Source organism: Mesorhizobium sp. M7D.F.Ca.US.005.01.1.1, from assembly GCF_003952545.1.
Lineage (GTDB): Bacteria > Pseudomonadota > Alphaproteobacteria > Rhizobiales > Rhizobiaceae > Mesorhizobium > Mesorhizobium loti.
In genome coordinates this window covers 83070-100635 of record NZ_CP034453.1, presented here as the reverse complement: position 1 = coordinate 100635, position 17566 = coordinate 83070, and the positions used below count along the sequence as shown (strand labels likewise).

Genomic DNA, 17566 nt, shown 5'->3' with positions numbered 1-17566 from the left:
ATGTCGCTTTTATCGCTCCCCTTGCCCGTTTCATGGGCAATCCTGAGCAGGCATGTCGATTCCCAGGAAAAACCGTAGCGAAGCCGAGCAGGGCGCCGAGCCCACGCCGCTGATCGCGATTGCCAGCGTCATCGTGTCGATGGCGCTGATCGCCGTCGGCAATGGGCTGATGTTTGCTTATATCCCGGTCCGGCTCGGCGCCGAGGGTTTCGATCCGACCTGGGCCGGGCTAATCATCACCGGACTTTCGGCTGGCGGCCTCGCCGGCTGCATTCTGACAGGACCGCTGGTGCGAAGGGTTGGCCATGCCCGCGCCTTCATGGTGCTGTCGGCGCTGATCGCGCTGGCCAATGCCGCTGTCGGCGCCGGGGTCCATCCGCTGCTGTGGATCGCCGCCCGCGCACTCTACGGCTTTGCCATATGCGGCCTGTTCATCGTTGCGCAGAGCTGGCTCAACGATGCCGTTGCCAATGCCATTCGCGGCCGGGTGATGGCGTTTTTCTACGTTGCCTATGTCGCCGGGCTCGGCGTCGGCTATGCGACGCTGGCGCTGGTCGATATCAGGACGGCGGATGCGCCGCTGATCGGTATCGTCTTCACGGCGCTGTCGATCCTTCCCGTGGGGATGACGCGGCTGGCCCAGCCGCCGGCGCCGCAGGCGGCTTCAGTGGCGCTGCGCCGGGCCTGGCGGATTTCGCCGGTCGGCGTCGCCGGCATGCTGGCGGTCGGCGGCCTGTCGATGTCGATCGCGGGCTTCGCTCCGATCCATGCCACGGCCAAGGGCTACAGCCAGGCAGACGTGGCGCTGCTGCTTTCGGCGATGCCGGTCGGCACGCTGATCCTGCAAATCCCGCTTGGCTGGATTTCCGACCGCACCGACCGCCGCTACGTGCTGATCGCCGCATCCGCGCTCGCCATGGTCGCCGGCCTGTTCGCGCTCGGGTTCGATGGCGGCGCGCTGGCGGCGCTGGTGGTGATTTATATCGTTTGGGATGGCGCCTCGGAATCGATCTATTCGCTTTCCAGCGCGCATGCCTCCGACCGTGCCGGCAAGGAGGACATGGTGGCGCTGTCCAGTTCGCTGCTGTTTGCCTGGTCGCTGTCGGGCTTCGTCGTGCCAGGCATCGTGACGGCGCTGTCGGCTGTCTTCGGAACGCAGGCCTTCATCTATGTGGCGATCCTCATCGCCGCTGCGTTCTGCATGTTCGTGCTTCTGCGCGTGTTCACGACGCAGGCTGTTCCTGCCGGTGAAACCGGCAGTTTCGCACCGATGACGGCGCAGGCGCCTTTACCGGTGGAGCTTGCGTTCGCGCCGGACGAGCAGGACCGACACAGGGGCAGCTGATTATTGCCGGCGGGCTTCCGGTTGCGGCGCTTCCGGTGGCGGCTGCGGGATCGATATGCCTTCCGAGTCGAATTCCTGCTTGGCGCGCTTGGTGAGATCGGTCTGGGTGGCGAAGAAATCAGCCGACGATGTCCAGTAACGCAAGGCAATCGAAACGGTGCTTTCGCCCAATGTCGCGACGAATGCGATCGGTGCCGGCCCACGCTTCACCCGTCGCTCGGCGGCGGCAATGGCAAGCAAGGTCTTCTGAGCGCGGTCGATGTCGTTCCATGAACCGATGCTGAGCGCGATGTCGCTGCGGCGCACGCCGTTGCGCGAGAAGTTGCGCACCGGCTGGTTCCACAGCGTCGAATTGGGCGCGAGGATGTAGACGCCGTCGGCGCTCCTGAGCTTGGTCGCGAACAGGCCGATCTCCTCGATCGAGCCGGCAATCGAACCGACCTCGACGGACTCACCGATGCGAAATGGCCGCAGCGCCAGCAGCATGATGCCGGCGGCAATGTTCTGCAGCGTGCCTTGCAACGCCAGGCCGATGGCCAGGCCGATGGCACCGATCGCGGCAATTATCGACGCCGTCTGCACGCCGAATTGGCCGAGCACCATGATGGTGACGAGGATCAGGATGGCGTAGCGGACGATCTTGGAGAAGAAATGCCGCAACGTTGCATCGAAACCATGGATATGGCCGAGGCCGGCGAAGATCGAACGTTCGGCAAGGCCGGCGATGATGTAGCCGACAACCAAGAGGATGACGGCACCGATGGCCGAGAAGGAGTAGGAAACGATCAGCGTACTCAGCTGCGCGAGGCCAGCCTGGACGGTGAGAAGGGCGTTTTGCGGGTCGATCGGCATGGCAAGATTCCGGTTGGTCGGTGAGCCGATAACCCATGCGGGCGGCGAGGGTTCCGATCTTTTCCAGCGTGCGGCGAAACCACAGGACCGAGAATACGTTGGTGCGAGCCGGGGTCCCGTCTTGAAACTGTCAGGGAACTCTGCCTATCTAAGTGGTGTCACCTGCTTTTGGGGGTGATTTGGTTGTTCTTGCTGCGAAAGGAAATACACTGAGAACAGCACTGCGGAAGAAGGCCGATATCATGCCTTCGCCGGCCAGGATCAGCGTAGACGACGCCGTGTCCCGCGCCATCAAGACAGTCCTTGCCAGTCTGGAAGACTCCAAGGCCGAAAATATTGTCTCAATCGACATCCAGGGGAAATCGAGCCTCGGCGACTATATGGTCGTCGCTTCGGGCCGATCGCACCGTCATGTTGCGGCTGTCGCCGATCATCTTCTCAAAGCGATCAAGGATGCCGGTCTCGGCACTGCGCGCGTTGAGGGGTTGGCAGGCGCCGACTGGGTCCTGATCGATTCGGGCGACATCATCGTCCACGTCTTCCGCCCTGAAGTCCGCGAATTCTACAATCTCGAAAAGATGTGGCAGGCGCCGGATCTCGAGGAAGAGACCCTCCACTAAGCCGCCTTTGTTTTGATGCATGTCGTTGTTCCAAAACCGATTCCTACTTTGGTGACATGCATTAGCGGCTTACAGGGGCGAGGATGAAGATATCAGTTCATGCCGTGGGCCGGATGAAAGCCGGCCCCGAGAAGCTGCTCGCCGACCGTTATTTCGAGCGCTTCGCCAAGAGCGGCCCGGCGGTGGGACTTGAATTTACCGGCATTGCCGAGATCGCCGAGGGGCGCGGCCAGACCGCCAGCGAGCGGCGGCGCGAGGAAGGCCAGAAGCTGCAGACGCATTTGCAGCCCGGCACCGCGCTGATCCTTCTCGACGAACGCGGCAAAAGCTTTTCCTCGGAGGACTTCGCCGGGCGCCTTGGCCTGTTGCGTGACGGTGGCCGCAAGGCGCTGGTCATCGCCATCGGCGGCGCCGACGGCCACGATCAGTCGCTGCGCGACCAGGCCGAACTGGTGATGTCGTTCGGATTGCTGACCTGGCCGCACCAATTGGTGCGCGTGATGCTGGGTGAGCAGCTTTATCGGGTGGCCACCATTCTTTCGGGACATCCCTACCATCGCTCGTAAATCGGTGAATTGGCGCGACCTGCCCGGATTTCCGCCCCAATGCCGCGCCAGATTGGACCTTTGGTCTTATGCATGTCGTTTTCCCAAAACCGGGACCACTTCTGGGCGACATGCATTCGGGAACGGGCCTTTTCAAACATGGTTGATGGTTCGTTAACGAAGCCGCGGATAGAGTCGACACCGGATGTCTGAAGGCTGGAAATCGAGAACGGGCTCATGGCGCGCGCGCTGCGGCATCGCGGCGGCGGTGCTTGTGCTGTCGCTGCATGCGGGGCGGGCCGAAAACACGCTCGACATGGCTCCCGATCCGGACCAGAGCCGGGCTGAATACGAACGGGTCTCGAAGGAGATCACGCTGTCGTCGGAACGGTTGGCCAAGCTCTCCGCCGACATCGCGACCATCAAGAAGGATCACGCCTCGATCACTGCCGCACTGATCCAGTCGGCGATGACCGAGCAGAAGCTCGGCCAGGACATCGAGGACATCGGCGCCAGGCTGGAAGGGCTGAAGGGCCAGGAGCAGAAGATACGTGTCTCGCTGGTGGCGCGGCGTGATGTGCTTGCCGAAGTGCTGGGCGCGCTGCAGCGCATGGGGCTGAACCCGCCGCCGGCGATCCTGGTCAAGCCGGAGGACGCGCTGTCGTCGGTGCGCAGTGCCATCCTGCTCGGTGCCGTGGTGCCGGAACTGCGTCAGCAAACAGATATCCTGCTCGCCGATCTCAAGGAGCAGTCGCGGGTCACGGCCTCGATCGAGGCCGAACGGGCGCGGCTGACGGCGGCGGTCGGTGACCAGGCGGCGGAAAAGAAGCGACTCGGCATGCTGCTGGAGGCCAAGCAGAAGCTCGAAGCCGACACGCAAACGCAAATGGCCGCTGAAAAGCAGCGATCCGAGGCGCTGGCGGCCAAGGCCGGCAGCCTGAAAGAGTTGATCGCCTCGCTCGAAGCGCAAGCCGACAAGAGCCGCAAGGCTGCCGATGCGGCCAAGGCTGCCGATGCCGCCAAGGCCGCCGAGCAGAAGACGGCGGATGGCGACGAGACATCAGCGCCGGCGGAACTGGCGTCGCTGCCCGTTCCGGAAAGCAACCAACTTGCCGCTGCGGCACCCTTTTCGGCGCTGCAGGGACAGATCGCGCTGCCGGTGACCGGCCGTATCAAGCTGCGATTCGGCGCCGATGACGGTAACGGCGCGGTGATGCTTGGCGACATGGTTGCGACACAATCGGGAGCCATCGTCACCGCACCGGCGGATGGGAATGTGCTTTATGCGGGGCCGTTTCGCTCCTATGGTCAACTCTTGATCCTTAACGCAGGCGACGGCTATCATGTCGTTTTGGCGGGGATGAGCAGAATCAGCGTCGCGACCGGTCAGTCAGTGCTCGCAGGAGAGCCGATCGGCGCGATGGGAGAGGCCCGGGTGGCGAGCACCTCGGTTTCGAAGAATGGAAATGCCACGCCGGAACTCTATGTCGAGTTCCGCAAGGATGGAAAACCCGTCGATCCGGCCCCATGGTGGGCGGACCGTTTTTCTGGAAGGACGTGAATAATGCGGAAACTGTCGCTTCTGTTTGCCGGTGCGCTGATGGGCGCGTCCGCCATGAGCCTTGTCTATGGCACACCCGGCTCGGCGGCGAACGCTGCAGGGTCGGAGACCTACAAGCAACTGGCGATCTTCGGCGATATCTTCGAGCGGGTACGGGCACAGTATGTGACACCGCCCGACGACAAGTCGCTTGTCGAGAACGCCATCAACGGCATGCTTGCCTCGCTTGACCCGCACTCCTCCTACATGAACGCCGAGCAGGCGCAGGATATGCGCGTCCAGACCAAGGGCGAGTTCGGCGGCCTCGGCATCGAGGTCACCATGGAGAACGACCTGGTCAAGGTGATCACGCCGATCGACGACACCCCGGCCGCCAAGGCAGGCGTGCTGGCCGGCGACTACATCGCTAAGATCGACGGCGAAGAGGTTCGCGGCCTGACCCTCAACGACGCGGTCGACAAGATGCGTGGCCTGGTCAACACACCGATCAAGCTCACCATCCTGCGCCAGGGCGCCGACAAGCCGATCGAACTGACGGTCGTACGCGACATCATCAAGGTCAAGGCGGTCAAGTTCCGGGTCGAGAACGACATCGGCTACATGAAGATCACCTCCTTCACCGAAAAGACCTATGACGACCTCGAGAACGCCATCGACACCATCAAGAAGCAGGTGCCGGACGACAAGCTCAAGGGCTACGTTCTGGATCTCCGCCTCAATCCGGGTGGTCTGCTCGACCAGGCGGTGAGCGTGTCCGATGCCTTCCTCAACCGCGGCGAGATCGTCTCGACGCGCGGCCGTGATCCCAAGGACGTCACCCGCTTCGACGCCAAGCCCAAGCAGGTTGACGACATCAACGGCAAGCCGATGATCGTTCTGGTCAATGGCGGTTCGGCCAGTGCATCCGAAATCGTCGCCGGCGCGCTGCAGGATCTGCGCCGTGTCACGGTGGTCGGCACGCAGTCCTTCGGCAAGGGTTCGGTGCAGACCATCATTCCGCTCGGCGAGAATGGTGCGCTGCGGCTGACGACGGCGCTCTATTACACGCCGTCCGGCAAGTCGATCCAGGGCAAGGGCATCACGCCCGACATCAAGGTCGACCAGCCGCTGCCGCCGGAACTGCAGGGCAGGGACCTGACGCGCGGTGAATCCGACCTCAAGGGCCATATCAAGGGCGCCGACGAGAGCACGACCGGTTCGGGGTCGGCGGCCTATGTGCCGCCGGATCCGAAGGACGACCTGCAGCTCATCTATGCCGAGCAGCTGCTGCGCGGCCAGAAGACTGATCCGTCCTTCCCGCCCAATCCGCAAAAGGCCGTTCTCAACCAGTAGGCCCGTGGCCAACAACAGGTCTGGCCGCCTGATGGAAGCAATGCGATGCTGCCGGGACCGAAAGGTTCCGGCAGTTTGATTCGGGGCAAGGCGAAGCCCTCAAACACGGCGCCAGGGGTGCGCCAGGATGGATGAATTCGCGCATGTCTTTTCGAAGCGGTTTCGTCTTCGAAGCCATGCGCCCGGGGATTAGGCTTGGCTGATATCGGCAAGGACATCGAACGCCCGCTCGGACAGGCTGTCCGGTCGCCGCGCGCCGCCGGCAAGGTCAACGGCGGTGCGATCACCGCGACCGTGGCCGTGCTGGCGGTGATTGGCGTTTCCGGTGCGATCGCGCTCAGGGAAAAGCCGTTTCGGAAGCCGCAAGAGATTGCCGTTTCAACGCCGAAAGTGACTGCGGCGGCCTCGCCTGCCGCCGCGCCGTCCGCGTTGGCCCCGGTGGCGGCGCCGAAGCCGGAAGTGCCGGCTAAGACGGGTGGGCCGCAGATCATCCATGTGCAGACGGAAGAGGGCGATGGCCCGCCCAGGGCAGCGATCGTCATTCGTGACCCGTCGACCATCGGCCAGAACCTGAAGATCGCGCATATTCCAGACAAGGCGCTGATCGAAGCCAGCGATACCGGGCCTTTGCCTGTCCGCGCCGCCGATGGCCGACGGCCGTTCGACGTCTATGCGCGGCCCTGGTCGGGCGGGCGCGGCGCGCGCGTAGCGATCGTCATCGGCGGGCTTTCGGTTTCGCAGACAGGCACCCAGGCGGCCATCGCCAAGCTGCCGGCGGAAGTGACGCTGGCCTTCGCGCCGCAAGGCAACAGCATTGGCCGCTGGATGCAGGCGGCTCGGCAAAGCGGGCATGAGGTTGTCATGCAGGTGCCGCTCGAGCCGTTCGACTATCCGAACGTCAACCCCGGTCGCAACACGCTGACGGTGGCGGCGAGCGCGGACGAGAATTTGAAGAACCTGCACTGGGCGCTGTCGCGGACGACAAACTATACCGGCGTCATGAACTACATGGGCGCTCGCTTTTCCGCCGACGCGGCGGCGATGGAACCGTTCATGGCCGAGCTCGGCAAACGCGGCCTCGCCTATATCGATGACGGCTCGTCGGCGCGCAGCCTGGCGCCGGACCTGGCTCTGAAGGACGGCGTGCCCTTCGTCTCCGGCGACATGGCGATCGATGCGGTGCAGGATCGCGGCGAAATCCTGAAGAAACTCGACAGTCTCGAAGCGACCGCGCGGGCCAAAGGCACGGCCGTCGGCATCGGCTCTGCTTTCGACCTGACCGTCGACACGGTGGCGTCCTGGGCGGCCGAGGCCAAGAAGCGCGGCATTGAGATCGTGCCCATTTCGGCGGTGGCCATTGACCCGCAAAAAGGCTAGCCATCGGAAAACAGATTGGAAGATTGACAGATGGCGAAGACAAAGAAAGTCGATCGCGAAACGCTGCCTTATCGGCCCTGTGTCGGGCTGATGATCCTCAACGCGGAGGGCCTGGTCTGGGTCGGGCATCGCATTGCCGAACCGGACAGCGAATTTGCCGGCACGACGCAGCTTTGGCAGATGCCGCAAGGCGGTATCGACAAGGGCGAGGAGCCGTTGCAAGCGGCCGAGCGCGAGCTCTATGAAGAGACCGGCATGCGCGGCGTTTCGCTGCTGGCCGAAGCGCCGGACTGGATCAACTATGATTTGCCGGACCACCTCGTCGGCATCGCCTTCAAGGGACGGTATCGCGGCCAGACGCAGAAATGGTTCGCCTTTCGCTTCCACGGCTATGTCGGCGAGATCCAGATCAATCCGCCGCCGGGCGGCCACACCGCCGAGTTCGACAAATGGGCATGGCGGCCTATGCAGGATTTGCCCGACCTGGTCGTGCCGTTCAAGCGCCATGTCTATGAGGACGTGGTGGCGGCGTTCCGGCATCTGGCGCAATAGCCGCGATACAACAACCGCGGTTGCCGCGCCGGCCCGGCGGTCCTATTGATGTGTCTATCCGCCACCAAAAGCGCGTCGCGCTGAAACGCGCTTTTAGTCTTTGTCTGCATGCATGTCGTTGTCCCAAAACCGAAGTCACTTTTGGGCGACATGCATTGGAAGGGTCGCCATGAACGACGTCCCCACAAGGTCGCTGCCCGAGGAGGTCACTGCCACAAGCGAAGTGGCGGCCGGGGCCGTCCTCACCATCGATCTCGGTGCGATCCGTGAAAACTACCGGCGGCTGAAAGCGCGGTTGGGCAATGTTCGCTGCGCTGGTGTGCTCAAGGCTGATGGCTACGGCGTTGGCGCCAGCCAGGTCGCGGCGGCGCTGCTGGGCGAAGGCTGCGATATCTTCTTCGTCGCGCTGCTGGGCGAAGGGGTCGCCTTGCGCCGCTCGATCGGGCCGGGCCCCGCCATTTTCGTGTTGAACGGCATTCCGCCTGGCGCCGAGCAAGACGCCGTGGCGGCGGACCTTTGCGCCGTCATCAACAGCGTGGGGCAATTGGCGGCCTGGCGCGCGGCGGGCCGCCGCGCCGGCCGAAAACTGCCGGCTGCGATCCAGGTCGACAGCGGCATGTCGCGGCTCGGCATGGCGCCCCGGGATGTGGAGCGCGTTGCCACCGATCCGCATGCCTTCGACGGCATCGACATCCGTTTCGTGATGAGCCATCTGGCCTGTGCCGACGAGCCGGAGCATCCGGCCAATGAGCGGCAGCGACTGGCATTCGAGGGGCTGCGCAAGATGTTGCCGGCGGCGCCGGCCTCGCTCGCCAATTCGTCCGGCATCTTTCTTGGGGCATGCTTTCACTACGATCTCGCACGCCCCGGTGCCGCGCTCTATGGCATCAATCCGACGCCGGCCAGGTCGAACCCGATGCTGCCGGTGGTACGGCTAGAGGCCAAGGTCGTCCAGACACGCATGCTGGAGGCCGGCGTTGGTGTCGGCTATGGCCACACATTCCACACTGTGGCCCCGCTCGCTGCTGCGACGATCTCGCTGGGCTATGCCGATGGCTGGCACCGACGCGCGGCGTCCGCGGCCTGGTTCGAGGGCGCGCGCCTGCCCTTCCTCGGGCGGGTGTCGATGGATTCGATCATTCTCGACATCTCCGCCTTGCCGTCCGGCAAGCTCCGCGAGGGTGATCTCGTCGAACTGCTCGGTCCCTCACAAAGCGTCGATGACGCTGCCGGCCATGCCGGCACCATCGGCTACGAGATCCTGACCAGCCTCGGCCCGCGCTTTCATCGGCGCTATGTCTACGGTTGAGCGGTTTGGCCGCGCTTGACAAGCGGACGCCTGTCAGCAAGGCTCCGGGCATGAGCAACCTCGCCCATATCAGAACCTTGTTCAGGGTCTGCCCGATCGCGGGATCGTAGCCCCGGCGCGGTCGCCTTTTGGCGTCCGTCCGAACCGGGGCATTTCTAACTGACATCATCATTCTCAAGCCAGACAGCCCTCGCGGCTGACGGCTTTTCATCAAGCCGCCGTCCAGTACGGCGGCAGGCGCGCATCTGTTCGATGCGCCAACTCATGAGGTTTGCCATGCAACATGCAGCAGGATTGCGTCCACCGAGCCGGCTTCTGGTCAGCGATGCCGACCACAACAGGCTGACAGGCCTGGCGCGGGCGTCGCTCGATCGCGTGCCCGAGACAGCCGAAGAGCTGCTTTCGGAGATGGATCGGGCCGTCATCACGGCGGCGGCTTCCATGCCGGCCAACGTGGTGCGGATGGGCTCGACAGTGACAATCCGCGGCGATGGCGGGGAGCGCATCACACTGGTCTATCCCGGCGATGCCGACATCACAGAAAACAGGATTTCAGTGCTGACGCCGATGGGGACGGCGCTCATCGGCGCGTCGATCGGGCAGACAGTGTGCTGGAGCGGTCGTGGCGGCCGGGAACTGTCGTTGATCGTCGAAGCCGTCGAGACGCCGGCCTACGTCCAGCAGCGGTCCTGATCATGGAGGCGGTGATGACAGGTACGAAATGCTGGCTGACGACGAAGGACTTCGCCGTCCTCGAGATCATGCTGGAGCGTCGGCGGGCTTTCGCGGATCCGATCGTTCCTATGCTTGCAGACAAGCTCTCCAAAGCCGATGTCGTTCCGATCGATTCGGTCGGACCCGATATCGTGACGCTGAACAGCAGGGTGGTGTTTCGTATCGATGCCGGCCCTGCCGAGACCCGAACCCTGGTGCAAAACGAGGTGCGCGGGCCGGTCGGCTCCAGCCTGTCGATCACGACCAGGCGGGGGCTCTGCATGCTTGGCATGGCCGAGGGCCAGACGGCATCGATCGAACAGGCCGACGGCAGGCGGGAGTCGATCCTGATCGCGGCCGTGCTCTACCAGCCGGAGGCCGCGCGACGGGCCGTCAGGGAGAAATCCCAAGCCGAGGTGCGACGACCGCATCGGCTCACCCTCGTCTACAGCGCCGCAGCCGATTGGCGGCCTCTTGGCGAGAGATGCGGAATGCGGCAGACAGAGGGGGATGACGACCCCGGTCCCACGGCGGCGTGAACGGGCAACAGTGCATGATCTCGAAAATCGGCATCGATTTTCGCCGGGGATCATGCGCAAATCGGAAATGCGGTCGCGGCCAAGGCGTCCTGAAGGACGCGCGGCGGCAAGGAGTGAACGATGAAGATCATGGTGCTGGGCGGTGGCGTTATCGGGGTGACCACGGCGTACTTTCTTGCCGAGGCCGGCCACGAGGTGACGGTTCTCGACCGCCAGAAAGGCCCGGCGCTGGAAACCAGCTTCGCCAATGCCGGCGAGATATCGCCCGGCTACGCCTCGCCATGGGCCGGCCCCGGCATTCCGCTGAAGGCGATCAAATGGCTGCTGATGAAGCATGGGCCGCTTGTGGTGCGGCCGGCCTTCGATCCGCATATGTGGACATGGCTGATCAAGATGCTGCGCAACTGCACGGCCGAACGCTATGCGATCAACAAGGCGCGCATGGTGCCGCTCGCCGAATACAGCCGTGACACGCTGAAGGCGCTGCGTGAAACGACCGGCATCGCCTATGACGAGCGGACACAGGGCACGCTGCAACTGTTTCGCACGCAAAAGCAGCTCGACGGCACCGGTGGCGATGTCGAGGTGCTGAAGAAGTATGGCGTGCCTTACGAGATCCTCGATCAGGACGGCTGCATCGCGGCGGAGCCGGGCCTGGCCGGAGTGCGCGAAAAGTTCGTCGGCGGCCTCAGGCTGCCGCACGACGAGACCGGCGACTGCAAGATGTTCACCGACAGGCTGGCCGAGCTCTGTGTGGCGCGCGGTGTCAAGTTCGAATACGACGTTACGATCTGGCGTGTCATCCGCAGCCGCAACCGCATCGCCAATCTCAGCACCAGCAAGGGCTGGAAAGCCGCCGACGCCTATGTGATGGCGCTGGGCAGTTATTCGGCAGGGTTCATGCGCCGGGTGAAGCGGCCGATCCCGGTCTATCCGGTCAAGGGCTATTCGATCACCGTGCCGATCAAGGACGCTGCTGCGGCACCGGTGTCGACGGTGATGGACGAGACCTACAAGGTGGCGATCACCCGGCTTGGCGACCGCATCCGGGTTGGCGGCACGGCCGAGATTTCCGGCTTCGACCTCAGGTTGCATGAATCGCGGCGGCGCACGCTGGAGCACTCGGTGGGTGACCTCTTTCCGGGCGTCGGCGCGATGCGGGACGCGACGTTCTGGTGCGGACTGCGGCCGATGACGCCGGATGGTCCGCCGCTGATCGGCCGCACCGAGCTTTCCAATCTCTATCTCAACACCGGGCACGGCACGCTCGGCTGGACCATGGCTTGCGGCTCGGGCAAGGTGCTGGCCGACATCATCTCCAGCCGGGTGCCGGACATCGATGTCCGCGACCTCGCGCAGGAGCGCTATCTGCGGTAGGCGTTGGTCAGAATGCTTGCCTGACCCAGTCTTCGTCGAACAGCAGCCGATAGGCCCACGGGATCGTCACATTGCCGGCGACCGGGTTCGAGTGGGCGAGATAGTCGTCATAGATCGGCTTCATGCTGGTGTAGAAGGCCGGGTCGAGCACCATCATGCCGTTCTCCGAGTCGTGGAAGAAGCTGCGGTTGTTGAGGTTGACAGACGAGATGGCCACCAGCCTTTCGTCGATCATCATGATCTTGGAATGCAGCACGACATCCGGCGCCTTGAACTCGCGAATGTTGATGCGGTCGCCATATTTCTCGACGAACAGCTTGTTGAGCGCGGTGAGGAACCTGCCGCCGATATCGCCCTTGAGATCAATGCGGCCGACAATGTCGATCCTGACGCCCCGGGCGAGCGCCCGGTCAACAGCCTGGGCGAGCTTGGGCGTCAGGTTGAGGTAAGGATTGACGATCTGGATGTGGTGCTGGGCGGCGTCGACCAGTTCGACGAAATAATCCTCCAGCGCATGGCCATCCTCGTAGGGCACCGAAATGAAGTGCCGCGCCGTGCCTGACGGGCGGGCGCCGTCGGACCGGACTGGAATGGAGAAAGGACGCGCCAGATTGGTGTCGGCGTCGCGCAGCCACACTGTCGAAAGATGCGCGGCGAGTGTCTGGACCGTGGCCGGATCGGCGAACTCGATGTCGAAGTCGCTCCAGTTCGAATAATAGTTCAGCGAGAACCCGTCGGTCTTGCCATATTGCTCAAGATCGGGATCACGCGACAGATCGATCGGCTGGTGGAACAGGAAGCCGTCATGGATGTTGCGGCCACCGATGATGGCGCGTGACCGCCCAGGATCGTCGGCAAGCGTCGCCAGCATCTTGATATGATGAACCTTGTGCAATTGTGAAATCTGCTCGTCGATCGGCGCGCCCCGGTCCGCCCGCCAGCGATATTCCTGCAATTCGACATTGGGAAATTCGGCCGCCAGCCGATGCAGCAGGGCGTCGTCCTTGTCGCGCTCCAGCACGTCGGTGACCAGAATGCGCACCTTGGTGCCAAGCGCTGCATGATGACGGATCAGCCGTTCGATGATGCGGCCGGAGAAGTCAGCCTTGAACTCCAGCGACGACAAATAGATCAGCTTGAGTTTTGGGGCATTGGAAAAGTCGAGCGGCAGCTCCGGGTCGCCCTTGTCGATGGCGCTGTCGGACAGCGGCGCTCCCATCAGCGCCTCGACCTTGGCGTTGAAGCCGTCGCGCGACTTGCGCAGCAGGCGCGGCTTTCCGATCGGCAAGGCGCAGGTCTGCGACAGCCAACGGCTGGCGTAGAAGGCGCGGCTGAGCGGATCGAGGCCTGTGGGATCGGGCGTCGTGCAACGCTCGTAGCGACTGTCGAAAGCGGCAAGTGCCGGGTCGGCGGTCTCTTCGCGCTCGATGGTGAGCGGTGCGCCGGCAGGGGCAAGGCTGGAGCGGATTCTTAGCACGCAGCGGTTCAGGCCGTCACTCGGGAACAGGCTGACCGTGTCGTCCTCGCCGGACAGGCGAAAATGGAATGCCGTTCCCGTGGCGATGGTGCGTGACCCACCGCCGGCACTGATCGCCAGCATGCCGTCGCATGTGCCCTCGATGTCGGTCGGTTGCTTGCCTGCCTGGCGCAGCATGATCTCGACGCTGCGCGCCTGCAGGCCGGAGAAATCGAAGATCCTGGGCGTCGAAGGCCGCACTGCCGCATCGATGTAGAGCGTCTGCCGCGACATCCGCCAGCGTCCGTCGAAATGGCCGTCGCCGCCGCTGGCGCCGGCCGGCGGCAGATGTATTTCGGCAACCGGTCCGGCCAGTTGTTGCAGTGTCCGGTAGGTCGCCTGGAAATCGCTGTTACGGATCTCATAACGGTCGTGACCGAAAGGGCCGGTGCCGTTCGCGCGGTCCATGGCGTCGAGTTGGTGGTGGGCGAGCAGTGCCAGGAACCGTTTTTCGTAGTCGCTCGTGCCGGCGTCGCCGAAGAACTGCGCGGCGGCGACTTGCGACCCGGCCGTCCTGGCCGATAGCAAGGGTCGCGCGCAGGCCGTCTGGCCTTGCAGGACGTCGCAGGCATTGCGGCCAGCGTCGGCACAGCCGGCAAGGACAGCCAGCCCGAATAGAACGATGGCGATGGATGCACGGGCCTTCACCCGGTCGCCCCGGCCTTCAGGACGCTCAATTGCGCCGGGTCGCGCGGTGGCATGAAACCCTGCGGGAAGACCTTGCAGACGGGAATGGCGAAGGTGGCGATCAGCAGTTCGGCCTCGCCGCGCACCTTGCGCGGCGCTGTCTTGTCGTCGCGTATCGCTTTCGCCGAGGCGACGAGGGTGCCGTCGCAGTCACAATGGTTGTGGCGGGCAATGTAACAGGCGTCGTGCGTCTGGCAGGCCGCGTCGAGGCGGTTGACCGGCCGGGCCGACAGATCGCCGGTGCGGGTGCCGGGGCCGCAATAATTGCCGAAGACGAAAGGCGAAGGCCGCGCCATGGCGTTGCGGATCGGTTTGGGCAGTTCGGCCTCCGGGACCTTCATCCACGGATTGGCGCATGCGGAAACGAAAAGCAGCGGCAGGATGGCAAGAACGGCTCGCATATCTATCCGCGCCAGCTTTCTGAAAGATTTCCCAACCGGCGACCTGCTCCGTGGCCGGCGACCGCACGCCTGATGCCACACTGGCCGGTTTTGTGGCAAGGAAAAGGCGGCACGGCTAAAGCGCATCGCGTTTGATCGGATTCATGCGATGCGCTTTAGCGTCTTTGTTTTATGCATGTCGTTCTCCCAAAACCGAGGCCACTTTTGGGCGACATGCATCAGACGAACAGGCCCCTCTCCCGTTCCACCATCTTGGTGATGAAGCTGGCGACGATCTGGACGCGGCGCAGCGGCCTGACCGATTCATGATAGACCAACCAGTAGGCCCGGCGGATCGGCTCCACGATGTCGACGGACACAAGTTCCGGCATCGAGCGGGCGACGAATGTGTGCAGGATGCCGATGCCGGCGCCCGAGCGCACCGCTTCGGCCTGGCCGAGCGCCGAGGAGATGGCGAAGCTGGTGCGCCAGTCGGCACTGAATTCCGCCGCATAGTCGAGCGACGGGCTGACGATGAGGTCCGGCACATAGCCGATGAGTGTGTGCTGGCCAAGCTCGGCGGCGGTTTGGGGCAAACCGTGCACCTCAGCATAGTCGCGCGACGCAAATAGGCCGAGCGAGTAGTCGACCAGCTTGCCAGCCACCAGCCGGCCCTCCGTCGGCCGTTCGACGGTGATGGCGATGTCGGCCTCGCGGCGCGACAGCGAGAAGGAGCGCGGTACCGGGACCAGCTGGATCGTCAATTCGCGGTGCAGCGCGGTCAGCGCGCCCAGGCGCTTGGCCAGGAAGGCGACACCAAAACCGTCGGGCGCGCCGATGCGCACCGTGCCGGAGACATCGTCACCTTCGCCGGCAACGGTCGAGCGCGCGGCGATCATGTCGCCCTCCATGCGCTCGGCAATATCGAGAAAGCGCTCGCCCGCCGGCGTCAGCTCGCTGCCGGTGGTCAGCCGGCGAAACAGCTTCGTCCGCAGCGCATCCTCAAGCGCGGCGATGCGGCGCGAGACGGTGGCGTGGTTGAGCTCCAGCCGCTTGGCTGCGCCCAGGATCTGGCCGGCGCGCGCCACGGCAAGGAAGATGCGGACGTCATCCCAGTTCATGGGAATGGTCCGGATGACAATCGCCGATGCTGCGTTCTGTGGCGAAGGAACTCAATCTCTCAATCCGTAGCAGCAATTGCATCCCGTCATTTGCGGGAATTGATGCCCGTCCGTCAATCGTTATCTACTTTTCGCACAACGGTTGCGTTCTCCATCGCGTTGCCATCCGCCGGCCAAAGGCGGACAATGCGGCATCACAAACAAAGGGAGAGAAATCATGATCGACTACGGTCATTTCATCGGCGGCAAGCATGTCGCCGGGACCAGCGGCCGCAAGCAGGATGTCATGCAGCCGATGGACGGCTCCGTGCGCGGCACGGTGGCGCTGGCTTCGCAGGTGGAACTGCGCGCGGCTGTCGAAAATGCCAAGGCAGCGCAGCCGAAGTGGGCGGCAACGAACCCGCAGCGCCGCGTGCGCGTGCTGATGAAATTCCTCGAACTGGTCGCCCGCGACTATGACGAACTGGCCGACATCCTGGCGCGCGAGCACGGCAAGACGATTGCCGACGCCAAGGGCGACATCCAGCGCGGCCTTGAAGTGGTCGAGGTCTGCATCGGTGCGCCGCACATGATGAAGGGTGAGTTCACCGACGGCGCCGGTCCCGGCATCGACGTCTATTCGATGCGCCAGCCGCTCGGCGTCGTCGCCGGCATCACGCCGTTCAACTTCCCGGCGATGATCCCGCTGTGGAAGATTGCGCCGGCCATCGCCTGCGGCAACGCCTTTATCCTCAAGCCGTCGGAGCGCGATCCCGGCGTGCCGATGCGCATTGCCGAATTGTTCCTCGAGGCCGGCCTGCCGGCAGGCATCCTCAACGTGGTCAACGGCGACAAGGACGTCGTCGACGCCATCCTCGATGATCCCGACATCAAGGCCATCGGCTTTGTCGGCTCGACGCCGATCGCCCACTACATCTATTCGCGCGGCACTGCCGCCGGCAAGCGCGTGCAGTGCTTCGGCGGCGCCAAGAACCACATGATCATCATGCCCGATGCCGACATGGACCAGACCGTCGACGCGCTGATCGGCGCCGGCTACGGCTCGGCCGGCGAGCGCTGCATGGCGATCTCGGTCGCCGTCCCGGTTGGCAACGACACCGCCAACCGGCTCATGGAAAAGTTGATTCCGCGCGTCGAGAGCCTGAAGGTCGGTCCTTCGACCGACTCTTCGGCCGATTTCGGCCCGCTGGTGACGGCGCAGGCTCTTGAACGGGTCAAGGGTTATGTCGATACCGGCGTCAAGGAAGGCGCCAAGCTGGTCGTCGACGGCCGCGGCTTCTCCATGCAGGGTTATGAAGACGGCTACTATATGGGCGGCTGCCTGTTCGACAACGTCACCGCTGACATGCGCATCTACAAGGAAGAGATCTTCGGGCCGGTGCTCTCGGTGGTGCGCGCGCCGACCTATGAGAGCGCGATCAAGCTCGCCAACGACCACGAGATGGGCAATGGCGTCGCCATCTTCACCCGTGATGGCGATGCCGCGCGCGATTTCGCTTCGCGGGTCCAGGTCGGCATGGTCGGCATCAACGTGCCGATCCCGGTGCCGATCGCCTATTACACCTTCGGCGGCTGGAAGGCGTCTTCGTTCGGCGATCTCAACCAGCACGGCCCGGACGCGTTCCGGTTCTACACCAAGACCAAGACGGTGACCTCGCGCTGGCCGTCCGGCATCAAGGACGGTGCGGAATTCGTCATCCCGACGATGAACTGATCTCGAGAGAAATTTTCGACGACAA

The 17566-nt window shown here is 63.9% G+C and carries 16 protein-coding genes; 12 read left to right on the top strand and 4 right to left on the bottom strand.

What is annotated here, in order from left to right:
• Positions 1-52: 52 nt before the first annotated feature.
• A complete protein-coding gene (locus EJ076_RS00555; protein WP_126066770.1) occupies positions 53-1345 on the top strand; it encodes an MFS transporter in 1293 nt (430 codons plus the stop codon).
• Here EJ076_RS00555 and EJ076_RS00550 read toward each other — a convergent pair whose 3' ends face one another.
• Positions 1346-2197, bottom strand: coding sequence for a mechanosensitive ion channel domain-containing protein (locus tag EJ076_RS00550; protein WP_126066769.1), 852 nt, complete (start codon positions 2195-2197; stop codon positions 1346-1348).
• Between the two features lie 242 nt (positions 2198-2439).
• Between EJ076_RS00550 and rsfS the strand changes: the two genes are divergently transcribed.
• The 10 genes from rsfS (at position 2440) to EJ076_RS00495 (ending at position 12123) form a co-directional block, all read left to right on the top strand.
• Complete coding sequence (gene rsfS / locus EJ076_RS00545; protein WP_109664536.1) at positions 2440-2817, top strand: ribosome silencing factor; 378 nt, start codon at positions 2440-2442, stop codon at positions 2815-2817.
• Between the two features lie 83 nt (positions 2818-2900).
• Positions 2901-3383, top strand: coding sequence for a 23S rRNA (pseudouridine(1915)-N(3))-methyltransferase RlmH (rlmH, locus tag EJ076_RS00540; protein ID WP_126066768.1), 483 nt, complete (start codon positions 2901-2903; stop codon positions 3381-3383).
• Between the two features lie 184 nt (positions 3384-3567).
• Complete coding sequence (locus tag EJ076_RS00535; protein WP_109664545.1) at positions 3568-4923, top strand: murein hydrolase activator EnvC; 1356 nt, start codon at positions 3568-3570, stop codon at positions 4921-4923.
• Positions 4924-6255 (top strand): S41 family peptidase, encoded by a 1332-nt coding sequence (locus EJ076_RS00530; RefSeq protein ID WP_056586250.1) that lies wholly within the window; start codon positions 4924-4926, stop codon positions 6253-6255.
• 195 nt (positions 6256-6450) lie between these two features.
• Positions 6451-7632 (top strand): divergent polysaccharide deacetylase family protein, encoded by a 1182-nt coding sequence (locus EJ076_RS00525; RefSeq protein WP_109664548.1) that lies wholly within the window; start codon positions 6451-6453, stop codon positions 7630-7632.
• Positions 7633-7662: 30 nt separating this feature from the next.
• Positions 7663-8184 carry an RNA pyrophosphohydrolase gene (locus EJ076_RS00520; RefSeq protein WP_109664551.1) on the top strand — a complete coding sequence of 174 codons (522 nt, stop codon included), beginning with the start codon at positions 7663-7665 and terminating at the stop codon, positions 8182-8184.
• A gap of 169 nt (positions 8185-8353) precedes the next feature.
• On the top strand, positions 8354-9493 hold the full coding sequence (alr, locus tag EJ076_RS00510; RefSeq protein WP_126066767.1) for an alanine racemase: 1140 nt from the start codon (positions 8354-8356) through the stop codon (positions 9491-9493).
• A gap of 276 nt (positions 9494-9769) precedes the next feature.
• Positions 9770-10186 carry a nucleoside diphosphate kinase regulator gene (rnk, locus tag EJ076_RS00505; RefSeq protein WP_109665418.1) on the top strand — a complete coding sequence of 139 codons (417 nt, stop codon included), beginning with the start codon at positions 9770-9772 and terminating at the stop codon, positions 10184-10186.
• A 14-nt stretch (positions 10187-10200) separates the two neighbouring features.
• The gene (locus EJ076_RS00500) at positions 10201-10746 is read left to right on the top strand and encodes a nucleoside-diphosphate kinase (protein WP_164548522.1); all 546 of its coding nucleotides are present in this window, start codon (positions 10201-10203) and stop codon (positions 10744-10746) included.
• Between the two features lie 120 nt (positions 10747-10866).
• Complete coding sequence (locus tag EJ076_RS00495; RefSeq protein WP_126066765.1) at positions 10867-12123, top strand: D-amino acid dehydrogenase; 1257 nt, start codon at positions 10867-10869, stop codon at positions 12121-12123.
• Between the two features lie 7 nt (positions 12124-12130).
• On the opposite strand, the gene EJ076_RS00490 is transcribed toward EJ076_RS00495, so the two are convergent.
• The 3 genes from EJ076_RS00490 to EJ076_RS00475 all read right to left on the bottom strand — a co-directional run bounded on the left by EJ076_RS00490 (position 12131) and on the right by EJ076_RS00475 (position 15827).
• Positions 12131-14287, bottom strand: coding sequence for a phosphatidylserine/phosphatidylglycerophosphate/cardiolipin synthase family protein (locus tag EJ076_RS00490; RefSeq protein ID WP_126066764.1), 2157 nt, complete (start codon positions 14285-14287; stop codon positions 12131-12133).
• Positions 14284-14727: a hypothetical protein gene (locus tag EJ076_RS00485; protein WP_126066763.1), complete on the bottom strand. Its 444-nt coding sequence runs from the start codon at positions 14725-14727 to the stop codon at positions 14284-14286. The genes EJ076_RS00490 and EJ076_RS00485 overlap by 4 nt, the downstream gene beginning before the upstream one ends.
• A 218-nt stretch (positions 14728-14945) precedes the next feature.
• Positions 14946-15827 carry a LysR family transcriptional regulator gene (locus EJ076_RS00475; RefSeq protein WP_126066762.1) on the bottom strand — a complete coding sequence of 294 codons (882 nt, stop codon included), beginning with the start codon at positions 15825-15827 and terminating at the stop codon, positions 14946-14948.
• A 217-nt stretch (positions 15828-16044) separates the two neighbouring features.
• Between EJ076_RS00475 and EJ076_RS00470 the strand changes: the two genes are divergently transcribed.
• Complete coding sequence (locus tag EJ076_RS00470; protein WP_126066761.1) at positions 16045-17541, top strand: CoA-acylating methylmalonate-semialdehyde dehydrogenase; 1497 nt, start codon at positions 16045-16047, stop codon at positions 17539-17541.
• Positions 17542-17566 lie beyond the last annotated feature (25 nt).

Excerpts from the sequence above, each read along its gene's own strand:
- EJ076_RS00555 (WP_126066770.1), top strand. The coding sequence starts at position 53 with ATGTCGATTCCCAGGAAAAACCGTAGCGAAGCCGAGCAGGGCGCCGAG.
- EJ076_RS00550 (WP_126066769.1), bottom strand. The coding sequence starts at position 2,197 with ATGCCGATCGACCCGCAAAACGCCCTTCTCACCGTCCAGGCTGGCCTC.
- rsfS (WP_109664536.1), top strand. The coding sequence starts at position 2,440 with ATGCCTTCGCCGGCCAGGATCAGCGTAGACGACGCCGTGTCCCGCGCC.
- rlmH (WP_126066768.1), top strand. The coding sequence starts at position 2,901 with ATGAAGATATCAGTTCATGCCGTGGGCCGGATGAAAGCCGGCCCCGAG.
- EJ076_RS00535 (WP_109664545.1), top strand. The coding sequence starts at position 3,568 with ATGTCTGAAGGCTGGAAATCGAGAACGGGCTCATGGCGCGCGCGCTGC.
- EJ076_RS00520 (WP_109664551.1), top strand. The coding sequence starts at position 7,663 with ATGGCGAAGACAAAGAAAGTCGATCGCGAAACGCTGCCTTATCGGCCC.
- alr (WP_126066767.1), top strand. The coding sequence starts at position 8,354 with ATGAACGACGTCCCCACAAGGTCGCTGCCCGAGGAGGTCACTGCCACA.
- rnk (WP_109665418.1), top strand. The coding sequence starts at position 9,770 with ATGCAACATGCAGCAGGATTGCGTCCACCGAGCCGGCTTCTGGTCAGC.
- EJ076_RS00500 (WP_164548522.1), top strand. The coding sequence starts at position 10,201 with ATGACAGGTACGAAATGCTGGCTGACGACGAAGGACTTCGCCGTCCTC.
- EJ076_RS00495 (WP_126066765.1), top strand. The coding sequence starts at position 10,867 with ATGAAGATCATGGTGCTGGGCGGTGGCGTTATCGGGGTGACCACGGCG.
- EJ076_RS00485 (WP_126066763.1), bottom strand. The coding sequence starts at position 14,727 with ATGCGAGCCGTTCTTGCCATCCTGCCGCTGCTTTTCGTTTCCGCATGC.
- EJ076_RS00475 (WP_126066762.1), bottom strand. The coding sequence starts at position 15,827 with ATGAACTGGGATGACGTCCGCATCTTCCTTGCCGTGGCGCGCGCCGGC.
- EJ076_RS00470 (WP_126066761.1), top strand. The coding sequence starts at position 16,045 with ATGATCGACTACGGTCATTTCATCGGCGGCAAGCATGTCGCCGGGACC.